This window comes from Parasedimentitalea marina, assembly GCF_004006175.1.
GTDB classification, from domain to species: Bacteria; Pseudomonadota; Alphaproteobacteria; order Rhodobacterales; family Rhodobacteraceae; genus Parasedimentitalea; species Parasedimentitalea marina.
On record NZ_CP033223.1, the window covers coordinates 93,428 to 110,566 of the forward strand.

Genomic DNA, 17,139 nt, shown 5'->3' on the forward strand with positions numbered 1-17,139 from the left:
AGGAGCGCAATACTTTACCGATGAATTTCCGGCAACTTCTGTTGCCATTGAATATTTGCTTGGAGTTTTGAGCGTGAAACAAGTCTGGTGGATCTTTCGATTGTTGATCCTGTGTGGGGTTGTACCGCTTGTGTGGGGCAGCCGGGTCAGCGCCGAAGAGCGGCTGGCGCTGATCTTTGGCAATTCGGCTTACGGCTCTGTGGCGTCGTTGGACAATCCCGTGAACGATGCGCAATTGATGGGCCAGTCTCTGACGCAGGTAGGGTTCAAAGTGACCCTGCTAATCGATGCGACCCAGATTGAAATGAAACGGGCCATTGCCCAGTTCGGCCGCGATCTGCGCGGGGCAGGCAGTGATGCAACCGGATTGTTCTATTACGCGGGTCATGGCGTGCAAAGCTTTGGCAACAACTACCTGCTGCCGGTTGATGTGTCTTTGTCAGATGCCGCCGATCTGGACTTGGTCGCGGTTGAGGCCCAGTCGGTCCTGCGCCAAATGGCCTCGGCGCGCAATCGCACCAATATTGTGATCCTGGACGCCTGTCGCAACAATCCGTTTAGCGACATATCCGAATTGAACGACAATGGACTGGCCGAAATGAAAGCGCCGACCGGCACCTTCCTGGCCTATGCCACGGCGCCCGGCAGCGTCGCTTTGGATGGGGTGGACAAAAACAGTCCCTTTACAAAGGCCGTGGTTGAACAGATCCTGACGCCGGGGCAACCGATTGAACAGCTGTTCAAGCAGGTGCGTCGTTCGGTGCTCAAGCAAAGTAACGGAATGCAGACACCCTGGGATGCCTCGTCCCTGGTCAGCGACTTTCGGTTTGTCGAGAAACCGGATGAGCCGACCCCAGCTGAGGCCGATGAATTGCAAGTTTGGCAATCGGTTCAGGCGACGCGCGATCCGATACAATTGACCTTGTTCCTGCGGGGATACCCCAACGGCGAATACGCCGATGCCGCGCGTCTTTTGTTGTCCGAAGTTATTGCCGCCGAGCTGGCCCCACCAGCCCAGGAAGCAGCTGTACCGCTCAGTGATGCAGAGAACCTGATGTTCCAGACGGCTCAAGTAGATGGCAGTCTGGCAGCCTATGAGGCCTATCTGCAAACCTACCCGGACGGAACCTATGCAGAAATGGCCCGATCTGAAGTGATCGCCCTGAGCAAAGGGACAGCGGAGGACCCCCAAGCGGGACCAGAGGCGGAAAGAGAGGTTGAGGTTGAGCCCGAACAGATACCTGCGCAGCCTGAGTCAGGAACTATTACCTTTGCCAGTCCGCTAGAGTCGGGCCTAGGTGTTGTTGCTGGCAGGTCTCTGGCTGAATTGATCACCGGATCACCAGCATTTCCACCCATCGAAGGCCTGCCCGAGGCTTATTGGAAAGATCAAACCTGTTCGAATTGCCACCAGTGGAATCAAGACCGGTTGTGTACGCAGGCGAATGCCTATCTTAACCTGACCATGCAGCGGTCGCTGACCAAGCAGCACCCGTTTGGCGGCGTTATGAAGCGCGCACTGAAAAGCTGGGCAACAGGCGGCTGCCAGTAAGACGTCACTGTTTTTGCCGCACTCGAAATACTCCCGCCCGTCGTTGGCCTTCTGACGAAGGCGCGCCTCCCGTTGGGCGTGGCACCGCGTTTACGCGGTGCCACGCCCAAGGCCGCCAAGGGGGATCAGCGCAGCTGGTGCACCTGCGGGCACGGGAGAATTTGGCGAACCGTAAGGCTTACGATTTCAAGACAGTCGCATTTTCTGGTCAGCCAAAGATTGATGTAAGTCCGATGTAGACGACACATCCAGGAAATGGGCGAAAACCGGATGATGGATAATTCGATTTCAGCATATTTGTCTTGTTGGCTCTGTTAGGACCCGTGCCGCCCTTACTGCTCTGTCGTGGACATAAAGAAATACACCCACTCGCCTTTGAAGTCCGGGTATGTTGCGCGAGCCTCAGTGACGCGGTCTGTCAGCCAGCTCAGATATTCAGCAGCATCTTCACTCAGCGGGCGTAACCCGTGATACAGCGGATGTGAGGCGGCAAAGGCCACTGCGATTTCCTGACCGTAGGGAGGGCCAACGGTGATTTGCAGGCCGGTATCGCCGGCCGCTTTGGCGCCCACCCGCATTCGGCTTTGGGCTGGGGTCAGGACCAAAGGTACTGCCTGGTTGGGGGAGAGGTGCACCGCCGCACCGCCTGCATCGAAATAGTCGACGTAGATATAGGCGTCATAGTCTGGCGCAGTGAGATCAAAAAACATCCGCTCGCCGCCAGTGTAATCCAGCACGCGGACGTGGGTGTCGGCGCCAATCAGCAGGGGATTGGTGATCTGGTCCGTGCTTTGTGGCAGCCCGACATTTGAAATCCCCGCCAACGCGCCACATTGTGGTCGCGGCAGCAGCTTCATCTGGTCCGAAACCTGAATATCCGCGCCCATTTGCGCCTGTAAGGCCGCGAGTACCGGGGCGCGCAGCCCGGCCTCGGGCAAGTGACCGCGCAGGTTTAACGTGGCGGTTTCGGGGTCAAACATGACCTGCAGCCGCGAACAGGGCACGGCGGCCAGAATACCGCCCACGCCATCGCGCAAAGTGTCGCCTGTGGTGGCAATATCACCGGGTCTCATGAAGCTTTGGAAGGCGGCCAGTGAAACCGGGTCGGCCTGCCCCGCGTCTGCACCAGAGAAGGCCAGCGCAGCTTTGATATAGGGCACGTCTGGGTCTGACAGAGCTGCCTTGACCGGGGCTGGTGGCTGTTCGGCCACTGCGGTTGTGGCGGGAGCCTGCTCTGGGCTGGACGGGCTTTCGGGTTGGGCCAATGCCACCGGGCGGGGATCAGCGACCAGCTGAGCGGCTTTGTTTGGTGTGGCAAGTGCCTCGGTTAGGTCCGAGGGCTGTGGGGGCTGTTGCGGGGTTGGCGTGCTGCTGGTGGGCGCAGCAACAATGGGCTGTGCAGCCGGGACCAGTGTGGCGGTGGTACTGGGCTGCACCGAAGCGGCGGGTAGGGACGCTGGGGCAGGGCTGCTTGCTGCTGTGGTCTGCAAGTCTGGTAAGGCTGCAATCTTGGCTGCTGCGACGGGCGCGACGGCGGCGGTCACGGGTGCGGATAGGACCGGGCGTGGGGCCATTGACTTGGCAACTGTTTCCAGTGGCATGGCCTGCGGTGACGGCTGCTGTTTTGCAGTGAGCGCAGTGCTGTCAGGAGAAGTTTGAGCAAGTGGAGAGGCTTTTGGTGTAAGGCTCTGGGCCGTTGATTGCGGCACGGCGCCCGCTGCAATACCTTCGCCGCGCGCTTGGCTTTGTGCGGCGGGATCAGATTGGGGCGCTTGCGGTTCGGCCTCGGTGCGGGGCACGCGATACGCCTGCAACTGCAACTCACTTTGAGGGCTGGGTTGCTGTTCCACCTGATCGGGTTGCAAAGACCAAATCAGCGCGGCGGCAAACCCCAGATGTGCCAGTCCTGAACCGAGCACGCCTCCAAACCATATGGCCGGGTGTCGTGTCATTCGTCGCGCTCAGGCGTGACCACCAGCACCACATCGCGCAGGCCTAGGGCCTCGGCGCGTGTGACATAGGGCAGAACATGGCGCAATTCGGCGGTGCGATGAGCGTTGATGCGCAGGCGCAACGCGGGCTGGCGTTCCAATTCGGCAGACAGTGCCGCATCCAGATCCGCGACACTGATGTCATCGCCGTCCAGTGCCAGGGCGCCATCGGCGGCTATGGCCAGCGTGATCCCGCCGGCGGGCATGTCGCGCCCGGTTTGGGCAACGGGGGGGCGGACCTCAAACGGGGCGGTGGCATCCATGCGTCCGATCAGCATGAAGAACACCAGCAGGAAAAACACCACGTCGATCAGTGCCACGATGGTTTCCGACTGTGTGGCGCGCTTGGGGCGGGTTAGTTTCATGGTCGCGCCTCAAGCCGCAGCACCCGCAGGCGCTGCACCCCAGCCAGAGTGGCGGCGTCCATCACCGAAATCAGCGATTGGGTTGGCGCCGCACCCGAGGGCAGGATCAAGACCTGCATCAGCGGCTCTTCGGCCAGTTCCAGGGTCAGACGCTGACCCAAAGCGGTCGGATCAAGCGCGATACCCTGCAAGACCATCGCGCCATCGGCCCCAATGCGGATCATCAGGGTTGCCTCAGGCGCTGATGAGGCCTGCACCGTGCCATCCTCGGAGGGGCGCACTGCGGGGATCATGTCAAGGTTCAGATAGGTCGACGTGACCATGAAGAACACCAACAGGATCAACATCACGTCGATCATCGGCACCAGCGAGATAAGCGGGCCGGACTGGGCGTGCCGCCTGAGGTTCATAGGCCGCCTCCGCTAACGGGTTTCATTGACCAGCAACAACCGGCCAACGGCGCTTTCGATCTGTTGCGCGGCACCATCGATACGGGCGGCATACAGACCAGCGGCGATGGCAGCCGGAATGGCCACCAGTAACCCAGCTGCGGTGGTCAGCAACGCCTGCCAGATACCACCTGCCAGCACCGATGCATTGGCCGCGCCCTGTGCCAGTTCCAACTCCTGGAACGATTGGATCATCCCCAGCACCGTGCCCAGCAATCCCAGCAAGGGCGATACCATCGCGATCAGTTCCAGCAGCCGGATCAGGCTGTTCATCTGCATGACTTCGGCGTTGCCACGGCGCATCAGCTCTCCCTCTAGCCGGGGACCACTCAGACCCTCGGTCAGGGCCTGCATGGCGTAACTCATCACCCGGTCCGCAGGTGCTCGGCCATCAGACATCGCCGATATTGCCTTTTGCGGCTCGCCTGCCTGCCAGAACTCCAAGGCCCGATCGCGGCGCTCCTCACCGGATCGCACCCGCCATAACTGCGCCAGTTTGACCCCGATCAGAGACAGTGAAAAGACGGACATCACCGCCAGCAACATAATCACCGGACCGCCGGTGATCAGCATTTCCCAGATGGCTGTCATCGCTATTTCACCAGCTGCGCAGAGGTCTTCGAGCCCAGATCAAGGATCGGAAAACAATCCATCTGTTCCTCGTTCTGCGGTTGGCACGAGGTCACGTCATGCAGCAGAATTTCCGAAATATTGCCACAGGAAATCTCGGGGATCTCGAATAGCTTCAATGTTGTGCGCTGCACTGGCAGCGGTGCGGCATCGATTGACAGCAACCGGTCAATCACACCCTGGCCATCCAGAATGGCCAGCGACATTTCAAACCCGGCAAAGCTCTTCTCGGTTTGGTTTCGAAACAGAAAAAACGCCCGGCATCCGCCGCCGTCAATCTCTTCTACCTTGTTCAATTCGACCTTTAACTGGCCGGTTTCCGCATGCCCGATCAAAGGCATCGCTGCTAGCAATACTGCAGCCCCCATGGATTTAAAATTCATCTGTGTCTCCGTTGTTAGTGTGCTCAGCCGAGTGTCATCAGTGCCTTTTCTATTTTATCCATCACCTTATTGGCGCCTTCCAGATCGCGGGATTTCAAAAGCTTGGCCGCCTCGTGGACTGCGCGATCCAGTTTTGAGCGTGCCGCGCCGGGGCTGCGTTCAACATTGGCACGCAGGGCTTGTGCCCGTTTGACACCGGCATCCATCGACATTTTATCCCGGCTTACCTGCGCTTTGACCTGGGTCAGTTCTTCGCTTTCGACCGTCTGGCCGATCTTGGCCAGGGTCATTTCGATCATCGAGACCAGTGTTTCAGCCTCTTGCAACCTGCCGTCATTGACCTGTTGGACAGATTTGGCCAGGGCGCGTTTCAGCTTTATTTCCAAAGGACCCGGCGCCAGTGCAATGCGCGGGCGGATGTCCTTTAAGCGCTGAACCAGATCCTGGGCACCGCTACCTTCAGGTGGGGCCAAATCGGCGACCTTATCATCACTGACCACGGCGTCAGAGCCCTCGGGTTTGAGACTGTCCAGCAGGTTACCGCCCTTGTCGAAGAACAGCACGTTGACCTTGGGCTGGTTCTTGCGCAGGAACTTTTTCAGCTGTCCCGTAACCTTGGCCGAGACCTTTTCGCAGATCATTTCCATTTGATCCGACCGCACTACAAAGGTGCCCCAAGTCATCGGCGGCTCACCTCCGGCTTTTTTCAACGGCACGCTAAGGGCTTCGGGTTTTTTGCCCGGTTCGATCATCAGCAGAGGATCGTTTTTCTTGTCGTGACAAAAGCCAAAACACATTCGTTTGCGGGTGCCCTGGCGCACCATAGACTTAACATCTTCCCCAGGAATACGGGTCGCGACCATATCTAGGCACCTACAAAAACTGTGAAACCAATTGACTTTAAGAAAACGATAAGGCTCACTTGTGGTCAAGTTATTGTTTATAGTTTCGCATTCCGGACCCCCTAACGGCGCCGCAAGCCAGCTCCGAAATGTGGTGGTATGGGTAAGGAAGACCAAATTTCAGGAGGTCGATCATATGGACCCAGCTGTGTTGTTGCAGTCCAAAGGGGACGATGCCCCTAGTGGCGACGATTTGGAATATGATCCAACGTTTACCGACATGGAACTGGCTGGACAGCCGGGTGAAGAAGTGGTGCTGGGCGATAACACCACCGAGGCCTCAGATCCTGATTATCGCGAAGTTCAGAAAAATGCTTTGGTTATTCTTGAGCAGAGCCACGATCTGCGGGCGGCTGTGTTTCTGGCAGATGCCATCCTGTATTCCGAAGGTCTGACCGGGTTTGCGGATGTGACCACATATATTCGGGGCTGCCTGGAACAATACTGGGATACCTGTCATCCCGAGCTGGATGAAGACGACGGCGATCCAACCATGCGGATCAACAAGGTGCAGGATTTATGTGGCCAGCCCGAAGATATGGCAGGCCCGTCGCCGGTGTACCGCTCGTTGCGGCGTGCGGCGCTAAGCAACAGTCGCGGGTTCGGGCGGTTCTCACTGCGCGATATCGAAGCGGCCGAGGGGGTGATCCCTGCGCCCAGCGATATGGATACTGTGCCCGACACAGCCACCGTCAGTGCGGCCTTTCAGGACAGTGACAAAGAAGAGCTGGAGGCGCGCGTTGAGGCCATCGAAACCTCGGCAACAAATGTCGCGGCGATCTCAGCTGTGTTTGATGAGCAGACGCCGGGGCAGGGGCCTGATTTGCAACCTCTGGTCAAACTGCTGCGACAGATGGCCAAGCGGATGCGCGATTATGCCAGTATGGCGCCGGCAGGGGCCGGAGATGAACCCGCGGACGAAGAGACCGATGGTGAGGCGTCGGTCATGGCAACCTCTGTCGGCGGCAGCGTCGGCGGGATCAATTCTCCTTCGGATGTGGCCAATGCGCTGGATCGGATTATCGGGTATTATCAACGCTCAGAACCATCGAGCCCGCTGCCCATCTTGTTGGAGCGCGCCAAGCGACTGGTCGGAGCGGACTTCATGACCATCGTTAACGATATGGCACCGCAGGGTATGAGCAATGTCAATTTAATCGGGGGCATTGACGACGACGACTAAAATATGGCCGCCCGCATCCCAATAGTGCTCAGGGTAGGTGGCACAATGATTGACGAGTAAGGAGTAAAAGATGGCTGGCAGTTCACAAAAATTCATAGCGCGCAATCGGGCGCCACGTGTTCAAATTGAATATGATGTCGAACTTTATGGCGCTGAGAAAAAGGTTCAGCTTCCCTTTGTGATGGGGGTGATGAGCGACCTGGTTGGTAAATCTGAGGTGGAACAGCCCAGTGTTGCCGATCGCAAATTCCTGGAAATCGATGTCGATAACTTTGATGACCGGATGAAATCGATGGCCCCACGCGCCGCGTTTACCGTGCCGAACACGCTGACCGGCGAAGGCAATCTGGCCGTCGATATCACATTCGAAAGCATGGATGACTTCAAGCCCGCAGCCATCGCCGCCAAGGTGGCCCCGCTGCGTGAATTGCTGGAAGCGCGCACTCAGCTGTCCAACCTGATGACCTATATGGACGGCAAAACCGGCGCCGAGGATTTGATCTCAAAGATCATTCAAGACCCAAGCCTGTTGAAAACCCTTGCGGCGCAGGCAGCGCCGGGTGGCAGCAGCGACGCTGAAGAATAAGGAGGGTAGACATGGCTGAAGAACAACTCGAGGCACAAGCTGCTGGTGCTGAAGAAGCATTTGGTTCCAATGAATTTGCAAGCCTGCTGCACAAGGAATTCCGGCCCAAGTCGGATCAGGCGAAGACGGCGGTTGAATCTGCGGTCAAGACGCTGGCCGAACAGGCACTGGCCAATACCGCATTGATCAGCGATGACGCGCTGCGGTCCATCGAAAGCATCGTAGCTGCGATCGACAAGAAACTGACCGAACAGGTCAATCTGGTGCTTCATAACGAAGAGTTCCAGCAAATGGAGAGCGCCTGGCGCGGTCTGCATTATCTGGTCAATAACACCGAAACCGATGAACAGCTGAAAATCCGCGTGATGCCGATCTCGAAGAAAGAGATGCATAAGACCCTGAAGAAGTTCAAAGGCACGGCCTGGGATCAGTCCCCGATCTTCAAGAAACTCTATACCGAGGAATTCAGCCAGTTGGGTGGTGAACCCTATGGCTCTCTGGTTGCGGATTATCACTTTGACCATTCACCGCCAGATATCGAACTGCTGGGTGAGATGTCCAAAATCGCAGCCGCAGCCCATGCGCCGCTGATCACCGGGGCGCAGCCCTCGCTGTTCCAGATGGACAGCTGGTCGGAATTGTCGAACCCGCGCGATCTGACCAAGATCTTTCAGACCCCGGAATATGCCGCCTGGCGGTCGCTGCGCGATAGCGAAGATGCCAAGTATGTCGGTCTGGCCATGCCACGGTTCCTCGGTCGGATGCCCTATGGGTCGAAAACTGATCCGGTGGAAGAATTCGCCTTTGAAGAGGACACCGGCAGCGCAGACAGCGGTCACTATTCCTGGGTCAATGCGGCCTACGGTATGGCGATGAATATCACCCGCTCGTTTAAATCCTATGGCTGGTGTTCGCGTATTCGCGGTGTTGAAAGTGGCGGTACATTGGAAGGTCTGCCCTCGCATACTTTCCCGACCACCGATGGTGGTGTTGATCAGAAATGTCCGACGGAAATCGCCATTGATGATCGGCGCGAGGCGGAATTGGCGAAGAATGGCATGATGCCATTGATCCACCGCAAAAATACCGATGTGGCCACGTTCATGGGCGCCCAGTCGCTTCATAAACCGGCCGAATATGATGATCCGGATGCGACATCAAACGCCAATCTCGGCGCGCGACTGCCCTATCTGTTCGCGACCTGCCGGTTTGCACATTACCTTAAGTGCATGGTGCGCGATAAGGTCGGATCATTCAAAAGTCGTCAGGCGATGGAAACCTGGCTGCAGGATTGGATCAACAACTACGTTGATTTCAATGCCGAGATTTCCTCGGAAAACGAAAAGGCGCGCAAGCCTCTCGCCGCTGCCGAAGTGGTGGTGGAAGAGGTCGAGGGTAACCCGGGCTATTACAGCTCAAAATTCTTCCTGCGCCCGCATTACCAGCTCGAAGGCCTTTCTGTCTCGTTACGGCTGGTATCCAAACTGCCCTCGGAAAAAGGGGCCTGATCATTTCTGTCATCAGGCTAATCACGTGATGCTCGTAACGAGTTCTTGAATTTGAAAGGAAAAGAAAATGGCTGCCAACATGTTTGTTGAGATTTCAGACGTCGAAGGCGACGCAATGGAAACCGACCACAAGAAATGGATCGTTGTCCAGTCGGCCAGTTGGAATGTGGAACGCGCGGTGGAAATGACCGATCTAGGGTCGACCCAACGGATGCACGCCAATTCGAATTTTGGTAAGGTCGAACTGACATCGCAAATGGGCAAAGCGTCGAATGACCTGGCACTGTCCGTGGCGAACGGCACTGTTCGCCCTGAAATCGTCATGCATTGGTGCCGGTCAGGTGACAGCGCCGCTGACGGTCTGTTGGTCTATTGCATCTGGAAACTGAAGGACGTCGTCATCGACAGTTACTCGCTGTCGGCCAGTGAAGACGGTATTCCGGAAGAGACTTGGGCGCTTGCCTATGCTTCGCTGGAAATCGAGTATAAATCGACCAACCAGAAGACGGGTAAACTGTCCACCGAGGGCACATTCAAGTGGAATGTTCAGACTGGCAAGGTCGAATAATTCAACACTATTGCTCCGAGCGCTTTGGCGCTCGGAGCTATTTTTAATCAGTTGATTACGTGACGGAGCACTGTGTGATGACACCCGAAGAGCATCTGAAATCTGGTGACCCAGCGGCGGCCCTGAAGGCGTTGCAAGACCGGGTACGCGCCGACCCGTCGGATGCCAAGCTGCGAATATTCTTGTTCCAGCTGTTATGTGTTCTGGGGGATTGGAAACGCGCCATTGCACAGTTGAAGCTGAGTGCCGAACTGGACGAAGGCGCCACCATGATGGCCAAGGCCTACCGGGAAGCAATCATCTGTGAAGTCTACCGCGAACGGGTGTTTGCGGGTGAGAAAGACCCGATGATTTTTGGCGAACCCGAGGAATGGCTGGCGCTGTTGATTGAGGCTCAGAAATTATTGGCACAGGGCAAGGTGGACGAGGCGGCCGACTTGCGCGCCCGTGCTTTTGACGGGGCCCCCGCCAGCACCGGCGAAATCAACGGTGCGCGATTTGACTGGATTGCAGATGCCGATATGCGTCTGGGACCGGTGCTTGAAGTGATCATAAACGGGCGCTATTTCTGGCTGCCTTTTGCCCAGATCAGCAAGCTGGAGATCGACGAGCCCAGTGATCTGCGGGACGCGGTTTGGACGGCTGGCACCCTGACCTTGGCCAATGGCGGTGAACTGGTGGTGATGATCCCGACCCGGTATCCTGGCTCGACCACAGCCGAGACGGCGCTGATGCTGGCGCGGGCCACCGACTGGCGTGACGCGGGCAGTGAAACCTTTGTTGGGATGGGCCAGCGGTTGCTGACCACCGAACAGGGAGATTTCGCCCTGATGGATCTGCGCAGCCTGCAGATGGACGGCCAAGAGGTCGACAATGGCTGACAAGACCCTTGGCGAACGCCTGCAACCTTCCTTGTTGGACCGGCTGACAGATCAGGAACCGGGCAATCTGAAGGAGACCCGGGAATCGCGCGTTATTGACCTGAACCGCCTGCGCGAGATCATCCAGCGCGACCTGTCCTGGCTGTTGAACACCCACAATGCGGAATCCCACTTCGACGTAGAGAAATTTCCGACCGTGGCGCGCTCGGTCGTGAACTTTGGGCTGTCCGAAGTGGCGGGCGAGTATTCCACGAATGAAAAGGCCGAAGCCATCCGGCGCTCGATCGAGCAGGCGATTTCGACCTATGAGCCGCGGATCATCGAAGGGTCGGTCGATGTGCTGCTCAGCGGTGGGACTGATGAAACCCAAATGACCGTCGGCCTGGATATTCGCGCCGACATGTGGGCGCAGCCGATGCCGCTGGAATTATTCCTGCGCAGCAAGGTTGATTTGACCACCGGCGAAGTTGCTGTGGAAAGGGGGCTGTAGCGTGGATACACGGCTTCTGGAGCACTATGAAAACGAGCTGAACTATCTGCGCGACATGGGCGGAGAATTTGCCGACGCCTATCCAAAAATTGCTTCACGTCTGGGGATGGAAGGCATCGAAGTCCTGGATCCCTATGTGGAGCGGCTGCTTGAGGGGGTGGCGTTTCTGTCGGCGCGGGTACAGCTGGAACTGCAGCTGCAATATCCCAATTTCACCTCGAACCTGCTGGAAATTATTTATCCCCACTATCTGGCGCCCACCCCGTCGATGATGATTGCGGCCTTCAAACCAGACATCACCAACTCGGCCGTTAAAAGCGGCTATGTTCTGCCGCGACATTCGGTTCTGCGCAGTCGCCTGACCGAGGGCGAGCAAACCGCCTGTGAATTCCGCACCGCTTCGGAAATGACCATGTGGCCGATCGAGATCACCGAAGCTGACTATATCGATGGCCGCGGCGAATTGGTTGCGGCGGGGGTGGCCAGTGGTGTGGATGCCCGGGCCGGTATTCGCCTGCGGCTGCGGCGCAGTGACGGCGAGGCGATCTCGGATCTGGCGATGGATAACCTGACGCTGTATCTCAGCAATGAGGCGGGCAATAGCTGGCCACTGCTGGAACTGCTGTGCACCCAGGTGCAGGGGTTGGTGGCGCGGTCCACTGACAGACGTGCCGATTGGCACATGCCTTTGCCTGGCGGGCAGATTGTACAGCGCGGGTTCGAGGCGGACGAGGCCCTGTTGCCCGCGCCGCGACAGGTGTTCGATGGCTATCGTCTGCTGCAAGAATTCTTTGCCATGCCCGAACGGTTCCGTTTTGTCGAGTTGCAGGGTCTGCGCCCGGCACTGGAACGGGCCAAGGGGCCCGAGGTGGACATCTATATCCTGCTGCGCGAGGGCATGAGCGAGATCGCCCCGGTTGTCACGCCCGAGGTGTTCACCCTGAACGCGGTGCCTGCGGTCAACCTGTTCGAAAAGCGTTGTGACCGGGTGCAGATCGCGCCGCATGACACCGAACATCACGTGGTGCCCAACCGTACTGCGGGCCTGGATTTTGAGATTTACAGCCTGAACTCTGTCACCGGCATCAGTGGCGAAGGCGAAGACGACGTGATCTTTCGTCCATTCTATTCGGCCACCGATTTCACCGCCTCGGGGGAAAGTTTTCCGGCCTATTACACGATCAAACGCCGCATGCGTCGGCGCTCGGAAAAGGAACGGCTGCGCGGCGTGCGCAGTTCCTACCTTGGCTCCGAAATCTATCTGACCCTGGTGGATCGATCACAGGCACCCTATGCGGCTGATTTGGAACAATTGGCGGTTAAGGCCCTGTGCACAAACCGCGATTTGCCTATGCTGCTGGCGACGGGCGATGATAATGTATTTCACCTGCCCGAAGGCGGACCGGTGACATCGATCATGCTGCCGGTGTCGCCGACGCGACCGCGCCCAACCCTGGCCCAAGGCGATACGGCCTGGCGGCTGATCTCACATCTCAGCCTGAACTACGCCACCATTGCGGAAACCGGCAAGGGCCAGTCTGCCGCCGCCCTGCGTGAATTGGTCGGGCTATATGCGCCTTTGGGCAACCGGGTGACCGAAAAGCAGATGGAGGGGATCGTGTCGATTTCAACACGTCCCATCGTACGCCGGATGAGCGACGAAGTGCTGTCGACAGCGGTACGGGGCCTGGAAATCACTTTGGGGTTTGACGAAAGCTTTTTTGAGGGCAGCAACATCTACGCGCTTGGCGCTGTACTGGAGCGGTTTTTACGCCGCTATTCCACCATCAACTCGTTTACCGAAACTGTTTTGAAAACTGAAAAACGCGGGGAAATTGCAAGATGGCGACCGGAAAAAGGTCTGGGCCGGATACTCTGAGCCTGTTCGACCAGCTGGTCGAGGACCCTGGAAAACATCACATTTTTCAGGCGCTCAGAGTCTTGGAGGCCCATTACGCCGAGGCCCCGCGCCTGGGCGAAAGCCGCCGTCCGCGGCAGGATAAATTGCGACTGGGGCAAGAGGCCGAACTGGCCTTTCCGCCCAATACCATTGCAGGGTTTACCCCGCCACAGGGGGATAAGCCGGCCCGCCTGACCAACCGTTTCTTTGGGCTGTTTGGCCCGCAGGGACCGCTGCCGCTGCATATGACTGAATACGCCCGCGACCGTAAACGCAACCATCGCGACCCGACCATGGTCGGCTTTGCTGATATGTTGACGCATCGGATGATGGGGTTGCTGTACCGGGCCTGGGCCCAGGGCCAGCCGGCGGTCAGTTTTGACCGCGCCGATGATCCGATGGCCCGCAAGGTGGCCTCGCTGGCTGGCTACAACGGCGACAAGTTGCAGGATCGCGATGCAATGCCGGACCTGGCCAAGCTGCATTTCGCCGGTCATCTGGGGCAGGGATCGAAGAACCCTGAGGGGTTGATCTCTATCCTGTCAGCGTTCTTTGATGTGCCGGTGCGATTGCAGGAATTCATCGGCAGCTGGTTGGATCTGGAACCGGATGATCAGTGGCAATTGGGACGGGCCGGCGGGCTGGGACAGACCACCAGCATCGGGACAAAAGTCTGGAGCCGCAGTGCCAAGTTTCGGCTGCGGATTGGCCCGCTTAGCCTGGAAGAATACGAACGTTTATTGCCCGGCGGTCCGGCACTGACCCGGATGCGGGCCATTGTGCGGTCCTATATTGGTGATGCGCTGGATTGGGACGTCAATCTGGTGCTGGCCGGCGATCAGGTGCCGTGCGCCAGTTTGGGCGGCAGCACCAAATTGGGGCACACATCCTGGATTGGCAGCCGCCCGGACCCCGATGCCGAACGCCCAGATGTTGATGATTTGTACCTGTATCCCGGCCTTGGGGTTGCGCAGGATGATAGTTTAAAGGGAGGTATTTGACATGACCGAGATCAGCCGCGTGGCCCTGTTTGGGAAACTGAACAAACTGGGTTATCAAGCCGTCGAAAGCGCAACCGTGTTCTGTAAAATGCGCGGCAACCCTTATGTTGAACTGGTGCATTGGATGCATCAGATCCTGGCCGGACAAGACAGCGATCTGCACAGGATTGTCGATCACTATGACCTTGATCCGGGCAAGATTGCCGCCGAGATGACCCGGGCCTTGGATATGCTACCGCGTGGGGCGTCGACGATTTCGGATCTCAGCGATCACTTGATGGACGCGATGGAGCGCGGCTGGGTCTGGGGCTCGCTGCTGTATTCATCCAATCAGGTGCGCAGTGGTTATTTGTTGCTGGGGATGCTGAAAACTCCGGCCCTGCGCAATATCCTGTCGTCGATGTCACCGGAACTGGCGCGTATTGGGGCGGATGATCTGGCTGATAATTTCATCAAAGTCACCGATGGCTCGCCCGAGGACACCATGGGCGCGCAGGATGGCTCGACCACCGGTGGTGGTGCGGCACCGGGCGAGGCCTCGGATGCGATGGCGCCGGCGGCGATGGGCAAGGGCGAGGCGCTCGAGAAGTTTTGCACTGATATGACCGAGCAGGCCCGCAATGGCGAGATTGACCCCATCGTGGGCCGGGACGAGGAAATCCGCCAGATTGTCGATGTGCTGATGCGCCGTCGGCAAAACAACCCGATCCTGACCGGCGAGGCCGGAGTTGGCAAAACGGCGGTGGTCGAAGGTTTTGCCCTGCGGATTGCCCGTGGCGACGTGCCACCTGCGCTGCATGATGTTCGCTTGCTGATGTTGGATGTGGGCCTGTTGCAGGCAGGCGCCAGCATGAAGGGCGAGTTTGAAAACCGCCTGCGTCAGGTGATCGACGAAGTTCAGTCCAGTGACACGCCGATTGTGATGTTTGTTGACGAAACCCACACGCTGGTCGGGGCAGGCGGGGCAGCGGGCACCGGCGATGCGGCCAACCTGCTGAAACCGGCGCTGGCGCGGGGCACCCTGCGCACCATCGGCGCCACCACCTGGGCCGAGTATAAGAAATACATCGAAAAAGACCCGGCCCTGACCCGCCGCTTTCAGGTGGTGCAGGTGGATGAGCCGAGCATCCCCAAGGCAACCTTGATGATGCGGGGCATTGCCTCGATGCTGGAGAAACACCACCGGGTGCAGGTGCTGGACGAGGGCATCGAAGCGGCGGTCAGCCTCTCGGCGCGCTATATTCCGGCCCGGCAATTGCCCGACAAATCGGTCAGCCTGCTGGACACCGCCTGTGCGCGGGTGGCGGTCAGCCAACACGCCGTCCCCGCCGAAGTGGACGACTGCCAGCGCCGGATTGAGGCGCTGACCACCGAGTTGCTGATTATTGGCCGCGATGAAACCGCAGGCTATGAAGTTGGCGACCGGCGCGAGGCGGTCGAGACAGCCAAGAGCGCCGAGGAAGAACGGCTGGTTGGTCTGACCGAACGCTGGGATGCCGAGAAAGCCGTTGTCGAAGAGATCCTGGATCTGCGCGCCAAACTGCGTGAAGGGGCGGCCCCCGTGGATGCCCCAGCTGAAAGTGAGGAAGAGGCCGGCGATAGCCCGCTGGACGATGAAGCCCGCGCCGCGTTGATGCAGCAGCTCAAAGATAAGAACGCCGAGCTGGAAACCCTGCAGGCCGAAAGCCCGCTGATCCTGCCGATTGTCGACCATCAGGCCGTCGCCAGCGTGGTGGGGGACTGGACCGGCATTCCGGTTGGCCGCATGGTCAGCGATGAGATCGAAACCATTTTGAACCTCGAAGACCATCTGGCCAAGCGGGTGATCGGACAAGATCACGCGATGAAGATGATCGCGAAACGCATTCAGACATCGCGCGCCGGTCTGGACAACCCGTCCAAACCCATTGGGGTGTTCCTGCTGGCCGGCACCAGCGGCGTCGGTAAAACCGAAACTGCTCTGGCGCTGGCCGAGGTGCTCTATGGCGGTGAACAAAACGTCATCACAATCAATATGTCGGAATACCAAGAGGCCCATACGGTCAGCAGCCTGAAAGGCGCGCCTCCGGGCTATGTCGGATACGGCGAAGGCGGCGTGCTGACCGAGGCGGTGCGGCGCAAACCCTATTCGGTTGTCTTGCTGGACGAGGTCGAAAAAGCCCACCCCGATGTGCACGAGGTGTTTTTCCAGGTCTTCGACAAAGGTGTGATGGAGGACGGCGAGGGGCGGGTGATCGATTTCAAGAACACCCTGATCCTGCTGACCTCAAACGCGGGATCTGAATTGATCATGGACCTGTGCAGCGATCCGGACCTGTTGCCCGAACCCGAAGGCATCACCAAGGCGCTGCGCGATCCGCTGCTGAAAATATTCCCGGCGGCCCTGCTGGGACGTCTGGTTACCATTCCCTATTATCCGCTCAGCCCGGACATGATCGCCAAGATCACCGTGTTGCAACTGAACCGGATCAAAAAACGGGTGATGGAATCGCACAACGTACCGTTCGAATACAGCGATGCCGTTGTCGATAAAATTGTCGAACGCTGTCAGGAATTGGAATCCGGCGGCCGTATGATCGATGCGATTGTAACCAACACCATGCTGCCTGACATCTCGGCTGAATTCCTGCGTCGCCTGATGGAAGGCAAAGAGGTTGAGAAAGTCAGCATCGATATTACTGACGGTGAATTTTCTTACAGTTTTGAGTGACCCTCCGGTCAAATTGGCTTTGTTTATGGGGAGATGAGTA

Annotated in this window: 16 protein-coding genes; 10 read left to right on the forward strand and 6 right to left on the reverse strand. The window is 58.2% G+C overall.

What is annotated here, in order from left to right; genetic code table 11:
- Window positions 1–73 precede the first annotated feature (73 nt).
- Entirely contained in the window at window positions 74–1,552 is a 1,479-nt protein-coding gene (locus EBB79_RS24260; protein WP_238705183.1) for a caspase family protein, read from the forward strand.
- A 332-nt stretch (window positions 1,553–1,884) separates the two neighbouring features.
- Here the strand turns inward: EBB79_RS24260 and EBB79_RS24265 are convergent, their stop codons facing one another.
- Genes EBB79_RS24265 through EBB79_RS24290 form a run of 6 tightly spaced genes read right to left on the reverse strand, consistent with a single transcriptional unit; the run spans window position 1,885 to window position 6,233 of the window.
- Window positions 1,885–3,504 (reverse strand): DUF4384 domain-containing protein, encoded by a 1,620-nt coding sequence (locus tag EBB79_RS24265; protein ID WP_127751556.1) that lies wholly within the window; start codon window positions 3,502–3,504, stop codon window positions 1,885–1,887.
- Window positions 3,501–3,908, reverse strand: coding sequence for an ExbD/TolR family protein (locus tag EBB79_RS24270; protein WP_127751557.1), 408 nt, complete (start codon window positions 3,906–3,908; stop codon window positions 3,501–3,503). Before EBB79_RS24270 ends, EBB79_RS24265 begins: the two co-directional genes overlap by 4 nt.
- Complete coding sequence (locus tag EBB79_RS24275; RefSeq protein ID WP_127751558.1) at window positions 3,905–4,318, reverse strand: ExbD/TolR family protein; 414 nt, start codon at window positions 4,316–4,318, stop codon at window positions 3,905–3,907. The genes EBB79_RS24270 and EBB79_RS24275 overlap by 4 nt, the downstream gene beginning before the upstream one ends.
- A 12-nt stretch (window positions 4,319–4,330) precedes the next feature.
- Entirely contained in the window at window positions 4,331–4,948 is a 618-nt protein-coding gene (locus tag EBB79_RS24280; protein ID WP_127751559.1) for a MotA/TolQ/ExbB proton channel family protein, read from the reverse strand.
- Window positions 4,949–4,950: 2 nt separating this feature from the next.
- Window positions 4,951–5,370, reverse strand: a complete 420-nt coding sequence (locus tag EBB79_RS24285) for a hypothetical protein (RefSeq protein WP_238705184.1) — start codon at window positions 5,368–5,370, stop codon at window positions 4,951–4,953.
- A gap of 23 nt (window positions 5,371–5,393) precedes the next feature.
- Window positions 5,394–6,233 carry a hypothetical protein gene (locus EBB79_RS24290; RefSeq protein ID WP_127751560.1) on the reverse strand — a complete coding sequence of 280 codons (840 nt, stop codon included), beginning with the start codon at window positions 6,231–6,233 and terminating at the stop codon, window positions 5,394–5,396.
- Window positions 6,234–6,408: 175 nt separating this feature from the next.
- Here EBB79_RS24290 and tssA point away from each other — a divergent pair, with 175 nt between their 5' ends.
- The 9 genes from tssA (at window position 6,409) to tssH (ending at window position 17,099) form a co-directional block, all read left to right on the forward strand.
- Window positions 6,409–7,455 (forward strand): type VI secretion system protein TssA, encoded by a 1,047-nt coding sequence (gene tssA, locus EBB79_RS24295; protein ID WP_127751561.1) that lies wholly within the window; start codon window positions 6,409–6,411, stop codon window positions 7,453–7,455.
- 70 nt (window positions 7,456–7,525) lie between these two features.
- Window positions 7,526–8,041, forward strand: a complete 516-nt coding sequence (gene tssB / locus EBB79_RS24300) for a type VI secretion system contractile sheath small subunit (protein ID WP_127751562.1) — start codon at window positions 7,526–7,528, stop codon at window positions 8,039–8,041.
- Window positions 8,042–8,052: 11 nt separating this feature from the next.
- Window positions 8,053–9,549, forward strand: coding sequence for a type VI secretion system contractile sheath large subunit (gene tssC, locus EBB79_RS24305; RefSeq protein ID WP_127751563.1), 1,497 nt, complete (start codon window positions 8,053–8,055; stop codon window positions 9,547–9,549).
- Window positions 9,550–9,616: 67 nt separating this feature from the next.
- Window positions 9,617–10,117, forward strand: a complete 501-nt coding sequence (locus tag EBB79_RS24310) for an Hcp family type VI secretion system effector (protein ID WP_238705185.1) — start codon at window positions 9,617–9,619, stop codon at window positions 10,115–10,117.
- 77 nt (window positions 10,118–10,194) lie between these two features.
- Complete coding sequence (locus EBB79_RS24315) at window positions 10,195–10,998, forward strand: type VI secretion system accessory protein TagJ (protein ID WP_127751580.1); 804 nt, start codon at window positions 10,195–10,197, stop codon at window positions 10,996–10,998.
- Window positions 10,991–11,488, forward strand: a complete 498-nt coding sequence (tssE, locus tag EBB79_RS24320; RefSeq protein ID WP_127751564.1) for a type VI secretion system baseplate subunit TssE — start codon at window positions 10,991–10,993, stop codon at window positions 11,486–11,488. The genes EBB79_RS24315 and tssE overlap by 8 nt, the downstream gene beginning before the upstream one ends.
- A 1-nt stretch (window position 11,489) precedes the next feature.
- Window positions 11,490–13,367 (forward strand): type VI secretion system baseplate subunit TssF, encoded by a 1,878-nt coding sequence (gene tssF, locus EBB79_RS24325; protein ID WP_127751565.1) that lies wholly within the window; start codon window positions 11,490–11,492, stop codon window positions 13,365–13,367.
- Window positions 13,331–14,389 (forward strand): type VI secretion system baseplate subunit TssG, encoded by a 1,059-nt coding sequence (gene tssG, locus EBB79_RS24330; RefSeq protein ID WP_127751566.1) that lies wholly within the window; start codon window positions 13,331–13,333, stop codon window positions 14,387–14,389. Before tssF ends, tssG begins: the two co-directional genes overlap by 37 nt.
- A gap of 1 nt (window position 14,390) precedes the next feature.
- On the forward strand, window positions 14,391–17,099 hold the full coding sequence (gene tssH, locus EBB79_RS24335) for a type VI secretion system ATPase TssH (RefSeq protein ID WP_127751567.1): 2,709 nt from the start codon (window positions 14,391–14,393) through the stop codon (window positions 17,097–17,099).
- The last annotated feature ends 40 nt before the right edge of the window (window positions 17,100–17,139 follow it).